Consider the following 21,531-nt stretch of genomic DNA (forward strand, 5'->3'; position numbering starts at 1 on the left):
TAAAATATTGTTTATTGAACTGTCTGATCTGTGTGTAAAAAAATACCCCCTTATTTCTGTGCTATAACATAGGAATAAGAAGGTATATGAGGATTTTTATGTACTTTTACGTGCGGATTTGTTGGAAATACAATAGGGCTTTGCTGTTTCGTTGTTCATGCACAAGATAATATGTCTGATCAACCATTTGCTTGACATCCCTTATTATTTTTATATGGACACATTTTAGCCTCACAATTCCAAAATATGTTTTCTAAACAAAATTCAGAATTTTCATTTTTCTTCAATTTCATTACATCCTTAAAAAGTTCAGTTTTACCTTTCCACTCCGATATCATTTTTTACGTTATATAATTTGTATTATATATACTTTTTACATATATACTTGATTTAATCATCATTATTATTCAATAATTGCCTATTCCAAAATTACTTTTGTGCATTTTACCCATTGAAAAAAGTTCGAAAAAATGGTTAAATATAAATACAGAAAACAAGACGTAAACACACGCCAAACACAAGATATTTATCTTGTCCACCATATTCACCTATTCACACGAGGAGGTTATTGATTATGAACCAGCAGCTCAGAAAGCAGATCCGTCAGTGGAAGGATGTCTCCAAGGATCCCATCAGCTTCGCTATGTATATGCAGTGCATGAACATCTCCCGCGGCTAATTTCCCATTCCAAACAGCAAGAACACACGCAGAGATCAATTTTGATCTCTGCGTTTTCTTTTTACCTGTTTTGAGCGCAGCAAAAAGCCGTACAGCACCTGTCTGTACGGCTTTTCAAGAGAAAGATTACATCTGCATGGCAAAAAATATATTATTTGTTGATATATGCGTCGAAATTCTTATACTTGTCCAGCATCTCGGGCAGTTCATCCTTGATCGCCGCCAGTTTGGGTCCACAAATTGCGCCGAAGCCCTGAATCTCGACTGTATGCTCACGCAGTCCGGCAAACGTACCGCGTGCGCGCGCCTGCTGCTGCTCGGAGAAGGTGACCTTAACCTGATCGCCCTCCACGCTCAGCTTACCTTCAATACCGCAGATCGGACACTCGACCGTGGTGGTACCGTTCATCATCAGCAGATTCTGATGGCATACCGGGCAGGTTCCGGTCTCACCAAACCACTCGATTTCCTCGTCCTTCTTATGATAGGCCAGCGCGGTCTGCTTGCCCATCTCGTGAATGTCGCTCATCAGCTTTTCATCCAGTACCGGGTTTCCGGTCGTTCCCATGTGATGCGCGTCGTAGTTACCGACCACCTTCATCATGGCCGGGAAACCGAACAGGTGCATGGTTGCCGTGCCCATGGATACCCAGTTCTTGGTGGTCGCACCACCGACCGAAATGTAGGACACCGTTCTGCGCTTGAAGCGCTCCTGCGGGAAGGCATCCGGATCGCCGGGTGCCTGACCTGCTCTGCGCTTGTCGAGGACCCAGTTGATCGCGGATACGTCGTGACGGCAGGAAAAGCGGTCTACAAGGTTCTTGAACTGACCAACCGGCTGGAGTACATAGACCGGTGCGCCGACGATCAGGCAGTCGGCCTTGCGGATCTCATCCTCAACCATCTGCATGTCATCCTTGATGATGCAGTCGTTGTCTCCGCCCTTTTCCAGACTGCCCGAGCATGCACCGCAGCCAATGCAACGATCAATCTTGAGGCGATTGGTGTTGATAAACTTGATTTCAGCGTCCGGCTCTGCCTCACGCGCACCGAACAGTGCTTCCTTGACCAGAATGTCAGTGTTTCCCATCTTTCTGCCGAAAGATAAACCCAGAATGTACATAAGTTCCCTCTCTGTCTGTGTTTTTTATAAATTTGAAACGGTTTGCACCATTTTCATGCGTTCATCATGAGGCAGACGAGATCGCCGCAGGGGATATCCCCACAGCGATCCAGTCGGCTCTCTTTACGCCTTTTCTGCAGCCATTGCGCTGCGCTTTTCTTCCAAGCGCTTGAGGATCTCCTCATTTTTCTGCTCACTGAGCGGATAGAAGAAGAGCGGAACCAGACATAGCAAATACATCAGGCCAAAAATCAGATTGGTGGTCAGGTTGATGCCAAACAGAGCCTCGGCAGTCTGCTGCTGGTTTGCAACGTAGCCAAGTGCACCCATAATCAGGAGCGCACCGGATACGCCGAACGCCGAACCGAACTTGGTCGACAGCGAGACGGCTGCATAGGACATACCGTCTGCGCGTACGCCAATGCGATCCTCTTCGTAGTTGATTGCATCCGGAATCATCGCCATAGGAATGGGGAAGGAGAAGCAGAAGAAGCCATAGATGCAATGCAGTGCCAGAAGCAGCGGGATGTTGGTCCAGCCGACCAGATAGATGACGATCAGCGAAGCGCCGGCACCGATGTAGCCGATTGCGGCCATCTTCTTCTTACCTACGCGGACAACGAAGTTCTTGGTCGCGAAGATACCAATAACCGTGCACAGCGACGGCAGCGACATAAAGGCCGAAATCAGGGTGAAGCTCTGCACATTGTACATCAGGTAGTAGATGACAACGCCCATACGGCCAAAGAATGCGGTCATTGCCAGCAACTGGATAAAGAACAGAAGCACAAGCGGCTTGTTGGTCAGCACAGCACGAATACTCATGCGAACCGGCATTTTCTGGCCTTCCGAAACCGGATGGATGGTCTCCTTGCAGTTTGCATAGACAAAATAGAACAGAGGCAGTGCACATACTGCAAAGATGATTGCAACATACAGGTAAGACTGCTTGGTGTAATTCTCCGAGCCGGAGAAGTACAGCAGCATGGGCGAGGTGATCGCATTGAGCAGAACCGAGCTTAAGTTGGTACCCATCATGCGGTAGCTGTTAAGCTGCGCGATGTCTTCGGGATCGGTGGTCATAACCGTAGACAGCGAACCATACGACAGGTTAACAACCGTATATGCCATACCGCAGCCGATATAGGTAACAGCCGCCCAGATAACTGCCGTGCGTCCGGTACCAAAGGTGGTAAATGCCAGTACGGACAGTACCGCCAGAATGGGTGCGCCATAGAAAATGTACGGACGGAAACGTCCCTTCTTGGTATTGGTGCGCTCGGCAATCGCGCCGAACATCGGGTCGTTGATGCCATCCCAAATCTTCGCAATCAGCATGATCGCGGACGCTGCCACCGGCGTGATGCCGACGACATCGGTGTAATAAATACTCAGAAAGCTGCCGATGAACGTCCAGCACAGGTTACTGGCAAAGTCGCCGACACCGTATGCAAACAATGTGCGTTTTGAAAGTTTCATCTCTGTTCTACGCCCTCTCTTATCCATATTTCCACTTTTCCCCCAGCGTTTCCAACTGCGCCAGCTATAAAAGTGTATTTTTTTGTGAGATTCTCACTATTTTTCGCAGAATCTGTGAATGACGATTGACAAGCAAATATAAGAGAGATAAAATAAATCCGGTAAATTCTTTTATTTATCACTCTCAAGACGTGGGTCGGTGCTGGCAGGCACCGGCCCATGTTGCTTTTTTTCGTCTTTTTATCGGCCTAACAGTCTCTTTTCCATCGCAAGCTGACGCTTGGTAAACTCGGTACCGCCGCAGTACAACTCATCCTCGTACTCGCAGATCAGGTAACCGTCAAAATCGGTATCGGTCAGCATTTCCAGAATCTCTTTATAGGGAATGCTGGGCTCGACACAGTCCTCACTCAGGTAATGGAATTTGCCGTGCATCTCAAAACTGTACGGCAGGATATCCTTAAGTTCCTGAAGCAGACCGGGCAGCGCGTCTCTGGACTTGAACTGCACGAAGCCGTACATGCCAGCCAGCACGCCGTTGATCGCCGGATGTGCGCCTGCTTCCATGAGCTTGCGCTGTGCTTCTTCCTGCGGAACACTGGTGCGGCGCATCTCCGCTGCCATTTCCAGATGTTCTTCCTTGACCCCTGCCTGAATGGCCTTCATCCACTGGGGCTTATTGGGTGCCACCGACAAGAAACCAAAGTCCGGAACAAAGCCCAGATACTTGGAACCTGTGCGCTTGATGACATCCAGATATTCCTGCATCACCGGGGAGGCCGGGGTCTCCGGGTTGTGGATCTCGATGCCGACCTTGACGTCGTACAGTTCAGCGTACGGTGCAAGGCGCTCGAATGCCGCCGGGGACAGCATATACTGGCTACGCATGACCTTACAACCCAGCTTATTGGCTGCCTTGAGGTCGATGATGGTATCGGCCAGCATCTCATCGTCGGTCAGGTTGCGGTCGTGCATCATGCCCTTATCATTGTTTGCGCCATAGCCGACCGGTCCAATGCCGTACTTGTTCTTGAGATCCTGCACCAGACCCAGAAACTCATCGCTGACATTGGGGTAAGAGGGCAGCATCTGCGTGCCGACAATCTCATAACCCTCTGCACCGGCTGCCGCCGCCTGCTTGACACACTCTTCAAAATCGTACTGATATCTCGCATACTCCGTTCCGTAGCAGAACAGCGTCGCGCCAAGTTTAATGTTGCTCATGCTGTACCTCCTTACGCAACCGTTACCGTAATCTTATCACCACTGTCAAGCGGCATAAATGTGTGATCGGGGCCGATCTGCATGTACGGAACGCGCAGCATCAGCTTGAGTTCGATCTCGTGCTCGCCCACGGTCAGGCCGCCCTTCTTGATGACACGGATCTTAGCCGGCTGAACCTGACTCCAGAACTCGGTCACTGCATACGTCAATTTATAAACCGGCATCTCCTTGCCGTTAAGCTCAAACGTCACAGCCTCCTGCGGCATCTTTTCACCGTCTACATAGACCTCAAGCAGGTCAATGTCGGACAGATAATGGCCACGATAGTAGGCCAGCTGTACATCAAACTCAAAACCGTTTTTCTGGCCATTGATGTACATGTCCTGAAACGATGCCTTTTTGATGATCTCTTCGTTGAGCTGCATGCGCATTGCGAATCCCATCACGATGCCCCCTTAAAACTTGACTTCCTTGTTTTCCTTGGCAGACTGATAAATCGCGTCCAAAATCTTGGTGACAACCAGTGCTTCCTCAGGCTTAACCAGCGGCTGGGTACCATTCTGAACTGCTTCCAGCCACTGACGGCAGTCGATGGTGCCTTCCTCACCGCCGCCGCCACCAAAGTATGCAACGCCGCCGACCGGAGACAGGGTCTCTTCCATCAGCTGGTTGTTGCGGCCGCGGTTGTAGATCAGCTCGTTCTTGGAGTAGCTCATACCCGAGTGAATCTCAGCGCCGGCCTTGGTGCCGCACAGGGTGGTGGATGCCTCGCGGGACTCCAGAATGTTCAGTGCCCAGCTTGCTTCCAGATTGATGGTTGCGCCGTTCTTCATCTTGACAAAGCCCATTGCAGAGTCCTCAACCTCGAAGGTGTTGGGGTCCCAAGGTCCAAACAGGTTACCCTCGGTTGCCTGCTGCAGGTTACCCAGCTTGTAGAATACCGAACCGCTGACGCTGTCTACATCGTAGTTGTTCATGCACCACAGGGTGATGTCCAGTGCGTGGGTACCGATATCGATCAGCGGACCGCCGCCCTGCTGTGCCTTATCCATAAATACGCCCCAAGTCGGAACGCCGCGGCGGCGAACAGCATGTGCCTTGCCGTAGTAGATATCGCCCAGATCATCGTTCATGCAAGCTGCATGCAGGTTTTGTACCTCAGGACGAAAACGGTTCTGATAACCAACGGTGAACTGCTTGCCCGACTTCTTCCAAGCCTCGACCATCTTCTCAGCCTCGGCAGTGGAGTGGGACATGGGCTTTTCACAGTAAACGTGCTTGCCTGCTGCGAATGCGTCGCAGGTGATCGGGCAGTGTGCTACGTTAGGCGTGCAGACATGAACGATCTCTACATTCGGATCTGCCAGCAGGTCATGGTAATCGGTATAAACCTTGGCACCCGGTGCGCCAAACTCTGCCGCAGCCTTCTCTGCACGTTCCTTCTGCGTGTCACAGAACGCTACGATCTCATTGAGATCGGAATTTGCCTTGAGTGCAGGGAAATGCTTCTGGTTTGCAATACCGCCGCAGCCAATCACACCAATTTTTAACTTGCTCATAATTTGACCTCCTCATTTTGCTTTTCCATTCCGGAACTTTCTCTCCGTTCTTTGTACAATGATTATAACAAACATTTTATTTGCCCACTTCATTTGCAACAACCTAAACAAACAGCAAATTTGACTTGTTTTGCCTGACCCTGCAGACAAGCACAAAAAGAGGTCAAAAACAATCGCTGTTTTTTGACCTCTCCCTGCAAAAGACAAGGCCGCCGCGAATGCCCGCGACGGCCTTGTTCTATTATGACAGTTTGCGCACACGAATAAAGCAGAATTCGTTGGCCTTCATGTTGCACACAATCGGCAGTGTGTGCTCGGATGCCTGCTCGGTACGGATGGTCAGACGCGGTCCGCACACCCGCTGCAAATAAGCAATATCCTTACGCGACAGCTCGGTTTCGAACCCCATCTCTGCCCAGAAATGAATCGGGCTGCCGATTCTTTCGTTAATCTGATAGGTCTTGACCTGATATTTCCCGTTCTTGACACCCTTGAGCTGCAAATTCAGGTGCAGGCTCTCCTGATCCTCGAAATACTTCCAGATGCTGTCTTTGGGGATCTCATCCTCACGGGTCAGGTAATAGTTATAGTTGAGTGCCTTCTGGTTGTGGCACACGATGGCGTAGGAATCATGCCCGTCAGTCGTAATGATAAAATTTTTACCCTTCACGACAAAGTAATTGTACAGCCAACTCAAGAAACGGAAGGCGTATCCGGCAGGCTTCAAAATACCATCCTTGCTGATGAGGCCCGATCCGCCGTGCAGCAGGCCGCGCGAGTCGAAATACTCGGATACACGGTCACTGCCGAAGAAATAGGCCAGCAGGTCAAGCTGTCCATAATTGTCAATGATATTCTTGACAATATATGCACCCTTGAAACAGGTGTCATTAATGTAATTTCGGTCAGAAACGGTCAGATTCCACTCAGTAATGTACAGCTTGGTGCGCGACATGCCTGCCTTTTGCATCAACTCCTTCATCACCGCAACCTTGTGCATCATACCCTCGTTGTCCGAAGATCGTCTGGAATATCGATCCTGATTGATCTCCCCCCGCTCGTACGGATAGTACAGTACTGAGATAAAATCCGGCTGGCAGCTCTGCTCACCCCACTCGCACAAAAACGGAAGAGCCGAACTCTCAATGTCAGAAAAGCCAATGCGCAGTCCGCAGCCACCGACTTCCAGACGGTCAGCATACTGCTTGACTGTCTCATAAATAACCGCAAACTGCTCAAAGTATTTTTCTACCGCGCCCTTTCTTCCCCACTGATCCTCATGAAACCACAGCTCCATACGCCAGGTGTTCAGCTCACTGCGGCGATACCGGTTGTGGAAGTGCCACATCATCGCACTGATCACCTTACGGTATGCCGGTACATCGATGTGATAAATGTTATGGCGCTCGTCAATGATGGCATTCTGCACGTCGCGGTACAGCCGCTTTGGCTTCATTCCCAGTTCGATATAGGGTTTGAGCTCATGCTCAATCAAAAAGTCAATGATCGCATCCAGCTTGGAAAAATTGTAATCATCCACATTCTCATTGGGCTGAATGAACATTTCTTGAGAAAAGATATTCCAAAAGCGCACATATCGGAAACCCAGCAGTTCCTTGAGCATGATGACATGATCGCGCACTTCGGACTTGAGCAGATCGCTCGCTGCACCGATGTTGATGGTATCTCCCCAGAAATCAGCCAGCGGCTGGCTGCCGGAGACCAAACAGCTCTCAGTTTGATCGCTGTTTTCCGGAACAGTCTCCTGTTCTCCCCCGCTCGAACGCAGGTAATTTTCCAGACGCTGTTTGACCACAGGGCTGTTATCGGTCGGTTCCGCGCCCTGTGCCTTACTCTTCTGATTCTTACGCATAGACGACGGCGTTTCTCCGTAACTGTCCTTAAACACCTTGGTCAGCGCCGCAATGTTTGCAAAACCGTTGTCAAACGCAATGCGCGTAATCGGCGTATTGGTGTAAAGCAGATCGTCCATCGCGTGATACAGACGGATATTGGTCAGGTATTCAGTAAAGCTCATGCCGTAGGTCTTTTTGAAAAAGCGCGACAAATAACTCTGCGACAAATGCAGTTTGTCCGCCAGATCCTTGGAGCTAATAGGATGGCTGTAATTGGCGTGGATGTAGTTATTGATCTGCACAATGCGCTCGTCAAACCGCTCGCGCTCATCTGCACCGCCCTGATCGGTAATGCGCAGCAGAAAATGTGTGGAAAGAATGTCCAGCACCTGATAACACAGCGCTTTGTAGCCAAAATCATTCTCCCGATCACGCACGCTGTAATACCGGTTGAGCAGTTTTTTGAACAAGCGGCGCAGGACGTCGTACTGATGGTTCTCGTCTCGTGTAGAGTCACATAGAAAAACTACGTCCGTACTCTTGACCATGCTGCTGATAATTTGGTACGGAATGGATATCTTGACAAACAACACGTCTTTGGATGCCTTATAGCTGTATCCGCGATTGGAATTGACAATAAAAATATCTTCATGCTTCAGATGGGTATGATAATCGCCCATCACAATCTCCATACTGCCCTCGAGCACATAAAACAGTTCGGCATCCTGATGGAAACAGTCAAACTGCTGTTGGACATTGGAAATATAAATTGGTAAAATCTCTTTTTTCAAATTTCCACTCATATTTTCTATGTACCCTTTATCTCATCATGTAGTCCTGACAGTATTATACCATAACGTGTTCTTTCTTGCAGTAACTTGCGCTGCACTTACGCCGACTTTTTACCGTGCAGTCTGGAACGCATGCGCGGACCGGCAACCTGAATGAAGATGACCAGCAGCAGGATAACGCCCTTGATTGCGTCGTTGATGAGCGAGTCCATCTTGAGTGCGACGATGATCTTGTCAATGACCGTGTAGGACATCGCGCCGAACAGCACGCCCAGGCACCGGCCGCGGCCACCCGACATGCTGATGCCACCCAAAACAGCGGCAGCAATGGCGTACATTTCATAGCTGTTGCCGGTGGTTGCCGGGTCGGCCGAGGCATTCATGGCAATCCACAAAAATGCACCCAGTCCGGCGAGCATACCGGTCAGCACGAAGGCGGACAGCTTGATCTTGCTCACACTGATGCCGGCCAGACGCGCAGCCTTCTGGTTGCTGCCGACGGCATACAGCTTTTTACCGTACTTGGTACTGGTGGTCACATAAACCAGCACCAGCGTCATCACGGTCAGAATGAGGCCCACTACCGGGATGGTCAGCAGACGGCCATTGCCCAGCTGATAAAAACTCTGATAGCTTTGGTGATCGGCAATCATGCGGTACACCGAACTGCCGCCGCCAATGAGTTCCTTATCCAGATTCTGGCAGGCATACTGAGCAATCGAGCGATAAATCAGCATAGTGGCCAGCGTGACGATGAATGCGGGCATCTCGGCAACGCCAACCAGAAAACCGTTGAGCAGTCCGAGCAATGCACCACACACCACAGCAAACAGCAGGGTCACGGTAATGCTGTCGGTCAGGTTGAACACCACCACCGAAAAACCACTCAGAAGCGCCAGCATGGAGCCGACCGACAGGTCAATCTCACCGGTCAGGCAGATCAGTCCCATGCCCAATCCCAAAATACCAATGACCGCCGAGTGACGGAAAATGTTCATCATGCCGTTCCAAGTCAGACTGGAACTCGCCGCGGCGTACACGGCAAAGACAATCAAAAACACGACAATATAGTGATACTGCGCCAATACTCTCGATGGCGATAATCGATTCTGTTTGCTCATGGTTACGACACCTCATTCGCATTTGTTGCATAGCGCATAACGGTCTCCTCGTCGATCTCGTCATGCGGCAGTATTTTCTTGAGCCTGCCGTTATAAAACACCGCGCAGGCATCGGCGGTCTTGTAAATCTCAGGAATTTCCTGTGTACTCAGCAGGATGGTCTTACCCGACGCAGCAAGTTCCAGCATCAGCTCATAGATCTCGGCCTTGGCGCCCACATCAATGCCCTGCGTCGGGTTTTCCAGCAGCAAAAGTTCTGCGTTGGTATTGAGCCAGCGGGCTAAAAATACTTTTTGCTGGTTGCCGCCGCTGAGCGACAGAATGCTGTCCTCGGGCTGGTTCATGCGGATGTGCAGCAACTCCCGATAGTGGTCGAAACGCTGGTGTTCCAGCTTCTTATGGATGCGGAAGTCATCGAGCGACAGGGTGTGCTCGGCCAGATACATATTTTCCAGCAGATTCATGTCGGGTACGACCGAATTTTCCTTGCGGTCACCGGGCAGCATGGCAATTTTGGCCCGCATGGCGCGATGGATGGAGCCGGGCTGCACCTGCTGTCCGAATACCTCCATCGTGCCGCCGTTCACCGTCCGGCAGCCGAAAATACTTTGCAGCACTTCCCCGCTGCCCGAGCCCTGCAAGCCGGTCAGCGCGATGATCTGACCGCGTTTGACCTCCAGATCGACATCGGCAAAGCCGTCACCGCTCCAATGTTCCAGCTTGAGCACAGTTTCTCCGGTCGGACGGGTGCAGTAAATATCACTTGTCAGGCCGGATTTTCCGACCATCAGCGCGGTCATCTCGTCCGGCGTGATCTCAGAAATCTCGCCTGTGCGCACAAATTTACCATTTCGGAGCACGGTGTATCGATCTGCAATCTGGAAAATCTCGGGCATCTTATGCGAGATGAACAGGAACGAAACGCCCTTTTCTTTGAGCCTGCCGATCATGTCGAACAGGTGCGCAATCTCATTCTGACTGAGCGAGGTGGTCGGCTCGTCCAGAATGAGCAGCTTGGCTTGGAAAAACAGTGCCTTGGCGATCTCCAATAGCTGTTTTTCGCTGATTTTGAGGTCAGATACCTGCGCCAGCGGGTCCAAGTGCACCCCCATCCGGGTAAAAAATGCCTGTGCCTGCTCCACCATGCGCTTTTTATCCACCCGGCCAAAGGCCTTGGTGTACTCTCGCGTGAGGAAAATATTCTCCCACACGGTCAGGTCCTCAAACAGGTTGAGCTCCTGATGCACAAATGCAATTCCCAGCTTCTCGGCCTGCGTGACCGTCATGTGCTGACAGTCTTCTCCATCAAAATAGATCGTGCCCTCGTCTCGGGTATGTACACCGGTCAGAATGTTCATCAGCGTGGACTTTCCCGCGCCGTTTTCTCCGAGCAGCGCGTGCACTTCGCCCCGCTTGACGGTCAGCGACACATCTTCCAGCACCGGCACCCCGCAAAATGACTTATAGATGCCGTGCATCTCTAACAGTTCCATGGTTTCCTCCTGTCATAGAAAAGGAGCCATATTGCTATGGCTCCCAAAAGTTTAGAACGCGGGGTATTCAGCGACGTTCTCCGATGTGACATTCTCACAGGCGATGACGTGATCCTGTTCGACCGTCTTACCGTCCAGATAATCGGTCATGTCGGTGATTGCGGTCTGGATCATGGCCGGGCTGTAAGTGACCGACATCAGGCCGCCCAGCTGGGACGCAATGTCCTGATAGCTCTCGCCCTTGAGTACGTCGTACAGTTCACCCAGTCCGCCGCAGCCGGTGATGACCGGCTTGTTTGCGAGAAATGCTGCCTTGGCATCCTCGGCAATGCCGCCGCCCTGCAGGGCTTCCAGAATGCCCATGGTCAGCTCGTCATCCTCTGCGTAGAACCACTTGATCGACGTATTGGCGGTATCACCCATAAGCGACTCAAACGACTGCTTGGTCTCCGAACGGCTCCAGTTCATCGCACCCGAGTATACGATTGCATTCAGATCGTCCTCGCTCCACTTCTTGTCCTCCGGGATGGTCTGGCCGTCAAATTCCAGCTCACCGGTGAGGTACTGGGTGAAGCCCTGATTGCGCAGGGTGGTGACCGAAGAGGTATCGCCCTCGTAGACGTATACGGTCTCGCCCGGCGTCAGGCCAAGCGATACAAAGTAGGCCGCAGCGCCCGCACCGATGCCCTCATTGTCGCCCTTGACATTGGCAACTGCCTGCGGTGCAACCGCGTCAATGATGCGGTCAAAAGTGACGTACGGGATGCCAGCGTCGATGACCTGCTGGATGGCAGACTGTACGGTATCATCCATGGGCTGAATGACAACTGCGATGTTCTCACCGCCCGAAGCTGCAATGTCCTCGAGCTTGGTGATCTGCTCGGCAGCGTCCGATGCCGTGATGACCTCGGCCGAGCAGGTACCCTGCTCGTTGATCTCAGCAACCTTTTCCTTTGCAAACGTCGCAACCGAACCGGTCCAGCCGTGATCCTCGGCTGCGGTCAGTACATAAATATGGGTCTTGTCTGCATTCTCACCCGCATCAGCCTGCTCACCGCCGCCGCAGGCGGTCAGACCGGTCAGCATGGCAGCTGCCAGTACCCAAGCTGCAAATTTTTTCATCTTGTTCACGTCTTTTTCTTCCTCTCTCAGCTCAGCAGCATACGCACGCCGCCGTAGATACCGGCATTATTGCCCAGCTTGGCTTCCTTGAACTCGGTCTCACGCGAAGCGTGGAAGGCCTTCTGCTTGAAGTTGCGGCGGACGGACTCCATCAGGATCTCACCCGCACGCGCCATACCACCGCCGATGACGAAGGCTTCGGGATTGACCACGCATGCAATCATGGCAAGTCCCTTGCCAAGGTATGCGCATGCACGCTCGGTCAGTTCCAGTGCAACCTTGTCACCCTGCTTGGCGGCGTCAAACACGTCCTTTGCCTCGATGTTCTGCACACCGCGCAGGCTGGTCTCGGCCTCCGGGTGCTCTTCGAGGTAACGCTGGGCGCTGCGAGCCACCGCGGTTGCCGAGCTGTACTGCTCGAGGCATCCCTCATTGCCGCAGGTGCAGGTTTCGGGCTGGTAATCCTCGACCGGCAGATGTCCGATCTCACCGGCGGCTCCGTTGATACCCGGCAGGATGCGGCCGTCGATGATGATGCCGCCGCCGACACCGGTGCCCAAGGTGACCATGACGATGTTCTGGTAGCCGGCGCCGCCGCCCTGCCACATCTCACCCAGAGCTGCGACGTTGGCGTCGTTACCTGCCTTGACGCGCAGGCCGGTGAGTACGTTCAGACGGTGCTCGACGTTGAACACATCCCAGCCCAGATTGACGCACTTGAACACCGTGCCGTCCGGGCCGACCGGACCGGGTACGCCCAGTCCGATGCCCTCGACGTCCAAGGTGGAAATCTTCTTTTCTTTCAGCTTGTTATCCACAGCCTGCGCAATATCGTTCAGGATGAACTTGCCGTCGGCCTCGGTGCGGGTCGGAATCTCCCACATCTCGAGCAGCTTGCCGTTGGTCTCAAACAGTCCCATCTTGATGGTCGTGCCGCCGATATCCACGCCGAATGCGTATGTCTTACTCATATGCTTCCCCTTCTGTCTGCCGCTTAGATGACGAAATTTCTCAGGTACTTGGCACTCAGCACTACCGCCTTCTTGGCATCGTCCAGACTGGACTCGAATGCCTTGTCCTCGACCTCGATGCAGGTATAGCCGTTATAACGGATGTCGGTCAGTGCGGATACATACTTGCCCCAATCGACGTCACCCAGACCGGGCAGCTTGGGAGACATGTACTCGAGCGGCGTTGCCATGACACCGACGTCGGCCAGCTTGTCACGGTACAGCTTAATATCCTTGTAGTGGACGTGGAAAATCTTGTCCTTAAACTCATAGATAGGCTTGATGTAGTCGATCTGCTGCCATACAAAGTGCGAAGGATCGTAGTTGATACCAAAGTTGGGGCTGTTCAGAATCTCGAATACCTTGCGCCAGTTCGCGGGCGAGGTCATAAGATTCTGACCACCCGGCCACTCGTCATCGGTGAACAGCATCGGGCAGTTCTCAATTGCAATCTTAACGCCCTTGTCCTCGGCGTACTTGACGATCGGCGGCCAGATCTCCTTGACCAGCTCCAGATTCTCCTTGACCGTCTTGTGCGGGTCACGGCCGAGGAAGGTGGTGACCATATTCACACCCAGCATAGCCGATGCGTCGATCAGCTTGTACAGGTGCGCAATGTAACTCTCACGCTTGGCCGGATCGGGGTCCATGGTGTTCGGATAGTATGCCAGAGACGAGATCTCTACGCCCTTATCCGCGCACAGCTTGTTGATCTCCGCTGCCTTTTCCGCGGTCAGGTTGGCAACGTCAATGTGGCTGACGCCTGCGTATCTGCGCTGCGCGCCGCCCTGCGGCCAGCACGCAACTTCCAGACATTCCAGACCGTTTTCAGCCGCGAAGTCCACGACTTCCTCAAAGCTCATGCCGTCGCAGATTGCAGTAATAAATCCCAGTTTCATTGTAAGTTCCTCCTCTATTATTCAAACAAAATCGCTTCATTGGTCTCGGCAGACTTCCATGCCGCTTCCATCACCGACAGTACACGGCGTACTTCGGAGATCTTGATGAGCGACTCGGCCTTGCCGTTGAGTACATCCACAACATTGCGGTAGAAATTCACCCAATCGGTCTCGACCGTGGGCAGCGGCTCGGTGACAATGCCTCCGGGCGGTACCGGTGCGAACTGACGGGTCGGGCCAGCCTCGGTCTCGGTGATCTGCGGCGGCAGCTTCTCCAGCATCTTGCCCGTGCGGTAGATATTGCCCTCACAGCCGAAGTTCTTAACAACCAGCGTACCCTTATCGCCCGCCGCCAGCCAGCGCGGCTGGTATTCCAGAATGTAGGTGGACAGCTCGATATGTGCGGTTACGCCATTGTCCAGCTTGAGGATGATCTTAAAGTAATCGTCCACTTCCTCATGCAGGACATTCTTGATATCGGCGTAAACCGACTTGATCTTGGCCTGCGGCATCATAAACAGAATCTGGTCGATCAGATGCACGCCCCAGTCGTAAATCATACCGCCGCCGTACTTCTTATAGATATGCCACTCGTGCATGTAGCCATTGCCCGAGTGCAGCTTGGATTCGATGGTGAAGATATTACCCAACATACCCTCATCATACGCCTTCTTGACAATCAGCATGTCCCGATCCCATCTGCGATTCTGGTGAGAGGTGAAAAATACGCCAGCCTTCTTGCATGCGGCCTCCATCTCGTCCAGTTCCTGCACATTCATCGCCGCCGGTTTCTCGGTGATGACATGTTTGCCTGCCTCCGCGGCCTTAATGCACATTTCTTTGTGCAGATAATTCGGTACGGTCAAAATAACGGTATTGACATTGTCATCTCTCAGCAGTTCCTCGGCAGAGGGATACATTTTATATCCCATCTCGACCGCTTCCTGCTGCTTGACCGGGTCAATATCACACACTGCCGCGATCTCTACGCCCGCACGCGGCGCGTTCTGTGCATGCCACTTGCCCATGCCGCCGAAACCGATAATACCTAATTTTACGTTCATCCTGTTCAGCTCCTTTTTATTTTCCTGCTCTCTCTCCTGTTTTTTACTGGTCTTTTGTTGTCTTAATGATAGTATATTTCGCCGTTTTTGACTCCGGATTTCTTGCAGTCAAAACGCATAAAAAATGACCTTTTTCCGCAGAACGCCATCAGACGCAGGAAAAAGGTCATCGGGAGTATATATTTTTTGACCTCTGGCCTTGATGCTCTTATGAATAACTCACAAAAAGGGCGCGTGTATGCCGAAGTTTTTCGATGTTTTGAAATTCAAACCGGCACAATACTCTATAAACCCGTCATTTACTAGCAAAACAGTATTACACCATCTTCGCCAATGCATCCTCAAAGACCGGAGTCCACCACTCTGTATAGCCCAGCGTATTCGGATGAATGGAGTCGATCATATACTTTTCTGCTTCTCCACTCTCGATTGTCTGATTCATGTCATCGTTGTTCCACAGGTCAATGACCGTAACACCCCATTTTTGCTGAATCTCCGGAATAATGGTCATCATCTCGGTATATTCAGGACTATCATAACGAGTATTGGTATAAATGGCAACCGGACAATTCCAGGTTTCTCCAATATAAGCGATGATATATTCCAATGCGCCTGTAACCGTCATAGTATCAAAAGAATCCATTTCCTTACTGCCACTCACCGTACCGACCGCACTCTTTTCTGTCGCATCGTTCGTCGAGAACTGTACAACAAACAAATCAAATGCTTGCTCCGGATCAATTTGCTTCATGCGTTCCACATAAGAGGACGGCTTATCGGTAATCAGCTTGGTGCCTGCAATCGCATACTTATAGGATTTAGTGGCTGCATGGTTATCTGCAATGGCATCCGCAACGGCATAACCGTTGCCGTCCATGCCAAAAGTAACAGACGAACCCAACCATGCAATATTTAATCCCGACAGCGCATCGCTCTCATCTACTGCTTCCTCTGTTTCAACCTTTCCTTCTCCATATCCAACCGCAACGTCGCTGTTTGCTGGATAAAGATATACGTTTCCCAGAGAAGGCATCAAAGATAACATCTTACCGTCTCGCATATTTTCCAATCCGGGATTTCCTGTCAGCGTAATGGTATCTCCAGACTTGAGCGTCACATCCTCTTTGGCAAGGAATATACCCATCTCATATAGATCGGACATATCCTTTGCACAGGAATTGAGGTTGGATCGAACGACAGATGTGTCATCATGCACGGTAATATTAACCGGTGTGGATGCAAAGGCATAGGTCGTTTTCGACAGCGAAACATAAATATCATAGCTGCCTTCCTGTATATCGGGAACCGTATACTGTACGTCCGAATGTTCTCCGAAACATACAATTGCCTGATTTTCGGCATCATATGCAGTATCCGTCTGCACACCTTCCGCATTATAGCTATAACCGTCAATCACCGCATCAGCGGCTGCCAATGTGATGGGACTTGTCTGCACGGCCTGCTCTACCTGCACATCATTCTGGGCCCCATTTTCAGCAGTTTGTCCGTTACCGCACGCTGTCAGTACGCATATACCGTATACAACTGCCAGCATGAAACCAATCGCTTTCTTTCTCATTTTTCTGCTCCTCTCATTTTCATCACTTCAAAAATCTATAATTTTGTACAATTTACACCTCCTTTCCGATTCAATATTTATCATTTTGTGTAATTATAGCATTCGTGTTCTGATTGAATATGTTTATTTTTCCCTTCAAATCCTATATTTTTGACTTTCCATTTTCTCTGCGTGCGTTATAACCACCCGAATGTCAAAAATACATTCTCCTTTTTGATATCTGCACTGTATCCAATATAAAAATGACCTTTCCCCATTACTTTACGGCGAATGGGAAAAGGTCATTGCAAGTATATATTTTTTGACCCAGACTTTGGAGCGCTTATGAGTAATAGATAAAAGGGCGTGTATACACAAGGGTTTTCAATGTTTTGGGCGCACACATAGAAAGCCTCAGGTGATTGCCACCTTTTTGTGCAAATCTGAAAGAAAGAGAACAGGAATCGTGCCCAAAGCCCTTGTAAAAAGGTTGGAGTTGTCCTTTTGGGGTCAAAAAATCAGAACTGATCGCGGTTTTCCGCGTAAACCGCCGGCAAAATGGCGGCCAGATTGGTGAATTCCTTGATATTGTGGGCAAACAGTCCCATGGGAACGAAATCGGGAATGCGTACGCCCTCGGGTACGATCTTCTGAATCTTGCCATCGACCATGCCATAGCCAATCCAGAAGCGCGAGCAGAACAGCACACCGTCCTTGTACGGATACCACTTGTGCGTCATTGCAGCAGCGCAGTTGCCCTCACCGACCGCGCAGACCATGGACTGGCACACGTCGGTGCCGACCAGTTCAGGAGCATAGCCGAAGTCCTTGGGATTCTTAAAGCACAGCTTGAGTGCATCCGGTCCGCCGCCGACGTCCTCCAGAATGTAGTGGTTGACGCCCCATGTTTTCTGGTGCATGGGTACATTGGGGTCGCAGACATAGGCCGCATTGTCGGCTCTGGCGAAATAATGATCCTCCGGATCCCAGATCTTATAGCGCAGGTCGGAGCCTACACTGTGCCACGGGAACCACCAGTCCAGCATCTCACCGGTCACACCCGGCATGTACGTCGTATTGCACACGAAAGCCGTGCCGTCCTCGTACACACCGAAGCCGATCTGGCAGTAATCGTCGTCCTTGCCTGCCAGAAACAGGTTCTTTTCGGCAAGGGGCACGCCCATCTTATCAGACGGGCCTGCATGCAGAACATCCAGCTTTTCCTGCGGGATGGGCGCTAAATCCTGCTCAAAATATTTGAAGTACGGCAGTCCGCGTTCTTCCTGACAAACGCCAACTTTCTTTGCCATATCCGTTCACTCCTTTGCAAATTTTCCGGCCATTTTACGCTGTACCGCGCCGACGAACACGCCGACATACCATACACCGACCAGCATGGCAACTGCAATCTGCCATGCGAGCGACAGCACTTCGGTCTGCGGCAAGGGGGATAAGATGGTCAGTCCAATGGCCCAGCCGCACAGCCAGGACGGGGTATCGATATACTTGGGGACAAATCCCGAAATCAATACAGCCAGACCGCCCATGACAAACAATGTCACAAACAGGGCTGCACTCTGGGAAACCGGCAAAGCTGCCATCAATCGCAGCGCCAGAATGGCCCACAAGTCACCCAAAAGAAAACCGATACTGATTTTCAGTGCGTTTTTTGCGCTGTTGCCGTGGGCAACGTACAATCCGGCGCAGATCAGTGCGACACTGCCGGTCGTCACCTGAATAAATGGGGCGAACACCGCCCAGATGGGCGGAAACAGGGCGATGCACAGGGCAAGCGTCCAGATCTCCGTCCATTTTCCGCGTTCCATTGGCTTTAACCCTCGCATTCTGCGATGTAATCGGCCACGCTCTCGCCTGCCATACGGCCGCTGTTGACCGCAAAGCCCATGGTGTTGCCCGGCAGGGTGAAGTTATAGCTGTCGCCGTAGATGGTGTTGGCATCCGAGCCCGCGGAGTACAGGCCGTCGATCGGGCAGCCGTCTGCGTCCAGTACCTCGCAGTACTTGTTGATGCGCACACCGCCGACCGTGCCGTAGGCTGCAACGTAGTACTTACCGACCAGATACTTGCCGCGGCCGGTGATCGGGTGCAGGTACTTCTGGGGCTTGTGGTACTGGGTATCCACGCCGCGCTCGCACATCTCGTTGTAGGTGTCGATGGTGTCGCGCAGCTTGTCTGCGTCGATGTTCAGCTTTTCGGCCAGCTCTTCCAGCGTCTCAGCCTCGATATAGCCCTCGTAATTATCCTCGACTGCCTTGGCTGCCTGTCCGTCAAAGGCGATAAAGGCGTCAGCCGGATGGACGATATCCGCGATATCCGGGCCATTCTTCTTGTACATCTTGAGGATGCCTTCGTCCATGATGCAGTAGCCGTAATTGCCCGGCTGCAAGCGCAGGGCGTTGCCGACATAGGTGGTGTTGCCCATGTCACCCTCGTTCATGAAGCGGTCGCCCCACTGGTTGATAAGCAAGTTGGGCTGACGCAGGACGGCATCGAGCAGGAACCAATTGAGGTTGTCGGGAATCTGATAGATTGCCTCGATGTTCGCGCCAAACTTGGCTGCGCCTGCATCCCACATCATGCGCAGGCCATCGCCCGTGATGCCCGGAATCTGGAACGGGAAGAAGTCCTCACCCAAATGCAGACCAAATTCCTGTGCAATCATATCCTTATTGTTGCCGAAGCCGCCGGTTGCGACGATAACCGCCTTGCCGCGTACCTCGATGCCGTTACCATCCTTGTCAACTGCGATCGCGCCGCAAACCTTGCCATTCTCCCGAATAAGCGAGGTTGCCGGGGTCTCGAGCAGGATGTCACAGCCGAGTTCCTTGGCACGCTGGGTCATCACCTTGACCATGGCGCTGGCCGCACGCGGGCCGATCACGCCGTTTTCCGGCTTGACAATGTGCCAAGTGGCCTCGGATTCCTTGAAGTAGCGGAATGCACCGGCAAATTCAACGCCCATATCTTCCAGCCACTGGATGGTATCAGCCGACTTATTGAAGTAAGTCTGTACCAGATCCTCATCGACCTGATAATGAGTGTAATTCATGTGCATGTGCAGCGCCTTTTCCACGCTGATGTCATTGAACTGTTCGCGCTGGATGCGGGTATCGATGCCCAAGGGGCCCATGCCCATATTGGCTGCGCCGCCGGTCGCGCTGGACTTCTCCAGAATCACCGACTTAAGGCCGCGCTCGCCTGCCGTGATGGCTGCCGCCAGACCGGCCGGGCCGCCTGCTACGATGACTACATCTGTCTCCATGGTCTTCATAATCTTCACCTGCATTTTCTCTGTCTGTTGGATGGGCTGACTCTGGGTGTGTACCGGACGCTCGATCCTGAGCGCGGTGCGCCGTCTCCTGCGCGGCGTCTTTTCGGTGGTTTCGGTGGTTACTGCCACCTTGGCACCCTTGATGCGCACCGGACGGTCGGGCAGCTTGGGTGCACGGCCGGACACCTTCTTGACCGCGTCCTGCGCACAGGCGGTGAGGCACTTGCCGCAGCGCGTGCAGTCAAAGGAATCAATGACCGACACATAGCCATCCTTCACTTGGATGCACTGCTCGGGGCAGACAGCTGCGCATGCGCCGCTGCCCTTACACAGCGTCGGGTCGATATAGATCTGTGTCAGTGACAAGCACACACCTGCCGGGCACTGCTTGTTCTTGTAATGGCTTTCCACCTCTCGGCCAAAGGACTTGAGCACGGACAGCGCAGGCTGTGCTGCATTCTCGCCGAGTGTGCAGTTGCAAGATACGGTCATGGCGCTGCCGATCTCTTCAGCCAGTGCCAGATCGCCTGCCTTGGTGCGTCCTTCAGATATGTCCTGCATAATCTGAGACAGCTGATAAAGTCCCTCACGGCAGAATGTACACTTGCCACAGCTCTTTTTGCGCAGGCGCAGCAGTTCCTCACCCGTCTCGTGCACCATGCAGTGCTCATTTTTCAGGGTATGAATCATGCCGCTTGTGAGACTGTCCGCACGCACGCTTGCCAGCTGCTCAGGCGCGTAGAATACATGGTCGGTGAGCACGCCCTTGATGTCCTCACCCACCAGCTTGTCCAGTGTAGTCTCGGGGGCAACCTCGGTCGGGGTCTGGTCATCCACGCACACCAGCACGCCCGGCTGCTCATCCATCAGGCGCACAGCCAGTGCGGTCAGGGTATCAAAAGGTACCAACAGATCATTCTGATGTGCACGCTTGTTGACCATCTTTTCCTCGGTGACGGTCAGTTTGAGGTCAACCTGTCCGGCATTCGCCTGCAATTCTTGGGCGTTGACCTCACAGTTGACGCTCAGTTCGGCGCTCTCCGCACCCGTGAGCACGGTCAAAATCTTGAGTCCGGCCACAACACCCGCCGGATTGAACTTGAGCAGGATATTCTTCATGCCATCGGTGTCCGCGTTGTACAGTGCGCCGACAATTTTACCCTGTACCGGTGCATAGGTGTCAAATCGAGTCTCCAAATCTGCACGGGTCATACCGCGCAGCTTGACCAGCGCCTGCGCGTTGTTCTGCATCATGCTCATT

At 52.2% G+C, this 21,531-nt stretch carries 16 protein-coding genes; all 16 read right to left on the reverse strand.

From position 1 onward, the window contains the following. Positions 1–830: 830 nt before the first annotated feature. Positions 831–1,802 carry a flavodoxin family protein gene (locus tag B5F17_RS11335; RefSeq protein WP_087373938.1) on the reverse strand — a complete coding sequence of 324 codons (972 nt, stop codon included), beginning with the start codon at positions 1,800–1,802 and terminating at the stop codon, positions 831–833. 123 nt (positions 1,803–1,925) lie between these two features. After that, positions 1,926–3,281 carry an MFS transporter gene (locus B5F17_RS11340; protein ID WP_162608164.1) on the reverse strand — a complete coding sequence of 452 codons (1,356 nt, stop codon included), beginning with the start codon at positions 3,279–3,281 and terminating at the stop codon, positions 1,926–1,928. A gap of 240 nt (positions 3,282–3,521) precedes the next feature. Further along, positions 3,522–4,505: a sugar phosphate isomerase/epimerase family protein gene (locus tag B5F17_RS11345; RefSeq protein ID WP_087373942.1), complete on the reverse strand. Its 984-nt coding sequence runs from the start codon at positions 4,503–4,505 to the stop codon at positions 3,522–3,524. Positions 4,506–4,516: 11 nt separating this feature from the next. Beyond that, the gene (locus B5F17_RS11350) at positions 4,517–4,948 is read right to left on the reverse strand and encodes a C-glycoside deglycosidase beta subunit domain-containing protein (protein ID WP_087373943.1); all 432 of its coding nucleotides are present in this window, start codon (positions 4,946–4,948) and stop codon (positions 4,517–4,519) included. Between the two features lie 12 nt (positions 4,949–4,960). Next, a complete protein-coding gene (locus tag B5F17_RS11355) occupies positions 4,961–6,064 on the reverse strand; it encodes a Gfo/Idh/MocA family protein (protein ID WP_087373945.1) in 1,104 nt (367 codons plus the stop codon). A 241-nt stretch (positions 6,065–6,305) separates the two neighbouring features. Continuing rightward, a complete protein-coding gene (locus tag B5F17_RS11360; protein WP_087373947.1) occupies positions 6,306–8,723 on the reverse strand; it encodes a GH39 family glycosyl hydrolase in 2,418 nt (805 codons plus the stop codon). 86 nt (positions 8,724–8,809) lie between these two features. Next, positions 8,810–9,832 (reverse strand): ABC transporter permease, encoded by a 1,023-nt coding sequence (locus B5F17_RS11365; protein WP_087373949.1) that lies wholly within the window; start codon positions 9,830–9,832, stop codon positions 8,810–8,812. 2 nt (positions 9,833–9,834) lie between these two features. Continuing rightward, positions 9,835–11,325 (reverse strand): sugar ABC transporter ATP-binding protein, encoded by a 1,491-nt coding sequence (locus tag B5F17_RS11370; protein ID WP_087373951.1) that lies wholly within the window; start codon positions 11,323–11,325, stop codon positions 9,835–9,837. 51 nt (positions 11,326–11,376) lie between these two features. Continuing rightward, on the reverse strand, positions 11,377–12,447 hold the full coding sequence (locus B5F17_RS11375) for a substrate-binding domain-containing protein (RefSeq protein WP_087374014.1): 1,071 nt from the start codon (positions 12,445–12,447) through the stop codon (positions 11,377–11,379). A gap of 26 nt (positions 12,448–12,473) precedes the next feature. Then, positions 12,474–13,418, reverse strand: coding sequence for an ROK family glucokinase (locus tag B5F17_RS11380; protein ID WP_087373952.1), 945 nt, complete (start codon positions 13,416–13,418; stop codon positions 12,474–12,476). Between the two features lie 23 nt (positions 13,419–13,441). After that, positions 13,442–14,356, reverse strand: coding sequence for a sugar phosphate isomerase/epimerase family protein (locus B5F17_RS11385; protein WP_087373953.1), 915 nt, complete (start codon positions 14,354–14,356; stop codon positions 13,442–13,444). Between the two features lie 17 nt (positions 14,357–14,373). Next, positions 14,374–15,420 (reverse strand): Gfo/Idh/MocA family protein, encoded by a 1,047-nt coding sequence (locus tag B5F17_RS11390; protein WP_087373955.1) that lies wholly within the window; start codon positions 15,418–15,420, stop codon positions 14,374–14,376. Positions 15,421–15,736: 316 nt separating this feature from the next. Next, the gene (locus B5F17_RS11395) at positions 15,737–16,999 is read right to left on the reverse strand and encodes an SGNH/GDSL hydrolase family protein (protein WP_087373957.1); all 1,263 of its coding nucleotides are present in this window, start codon (positions 16,997–16,999) and stop codon (positions 15,737–15,739) included. A gap of 497 nt (positions 17,000–17,496) precedes the next feature. After that, complete coding sequence (locus tag B5F17_RS11400) at positions 17,497–18,288, reverse strand: DAPG hydrolase family protein (protein ID WP_087373958.1); 792 nt, start codon at positions 18,286–18,288, stop codon at positions 17,497–17,499. Positions 18,289–18,294: 6 nt separating this feature from the next. Further along, positions 18,295–18,804 carry a DUF1097 domain-containing protein gene (locus tag B5F17_RS11405; RefSeq protein ID WP_087373960.1) on the reverse strand — a complete coding sequence of 170 codons (510 nt, stop codon included), beginning with the start codon at positions 18,802–18,804 and terminating at the stop codon, positions 18,295–18,297. A gap of 5 nt (positions 18,805–18,809) precedes the next feature. Next, positions 18,810–21,530, reverse strand: a complete 2,721-nt coding sequence (locus tag B5F17_RS15285) for an FAD-binding protein (RefSeq protein ID WP_087373962.1) — start codon at positions 21,528–21,530, stop codon at positions 18,810–18,812. Position 21,531 lies beyond the last annotated feature (1 nt).

The organism is Butyricicoccus pullicaecorum, assembly GCF_002160355.1.
Taxonomy (GTDB): domain Bacteria; phylum Bacillota; class Clostridia; order Oscillospirales; family Butyricicoccaceae; genus Butyricicoccus; species Butyricicoccus pullicaecorum.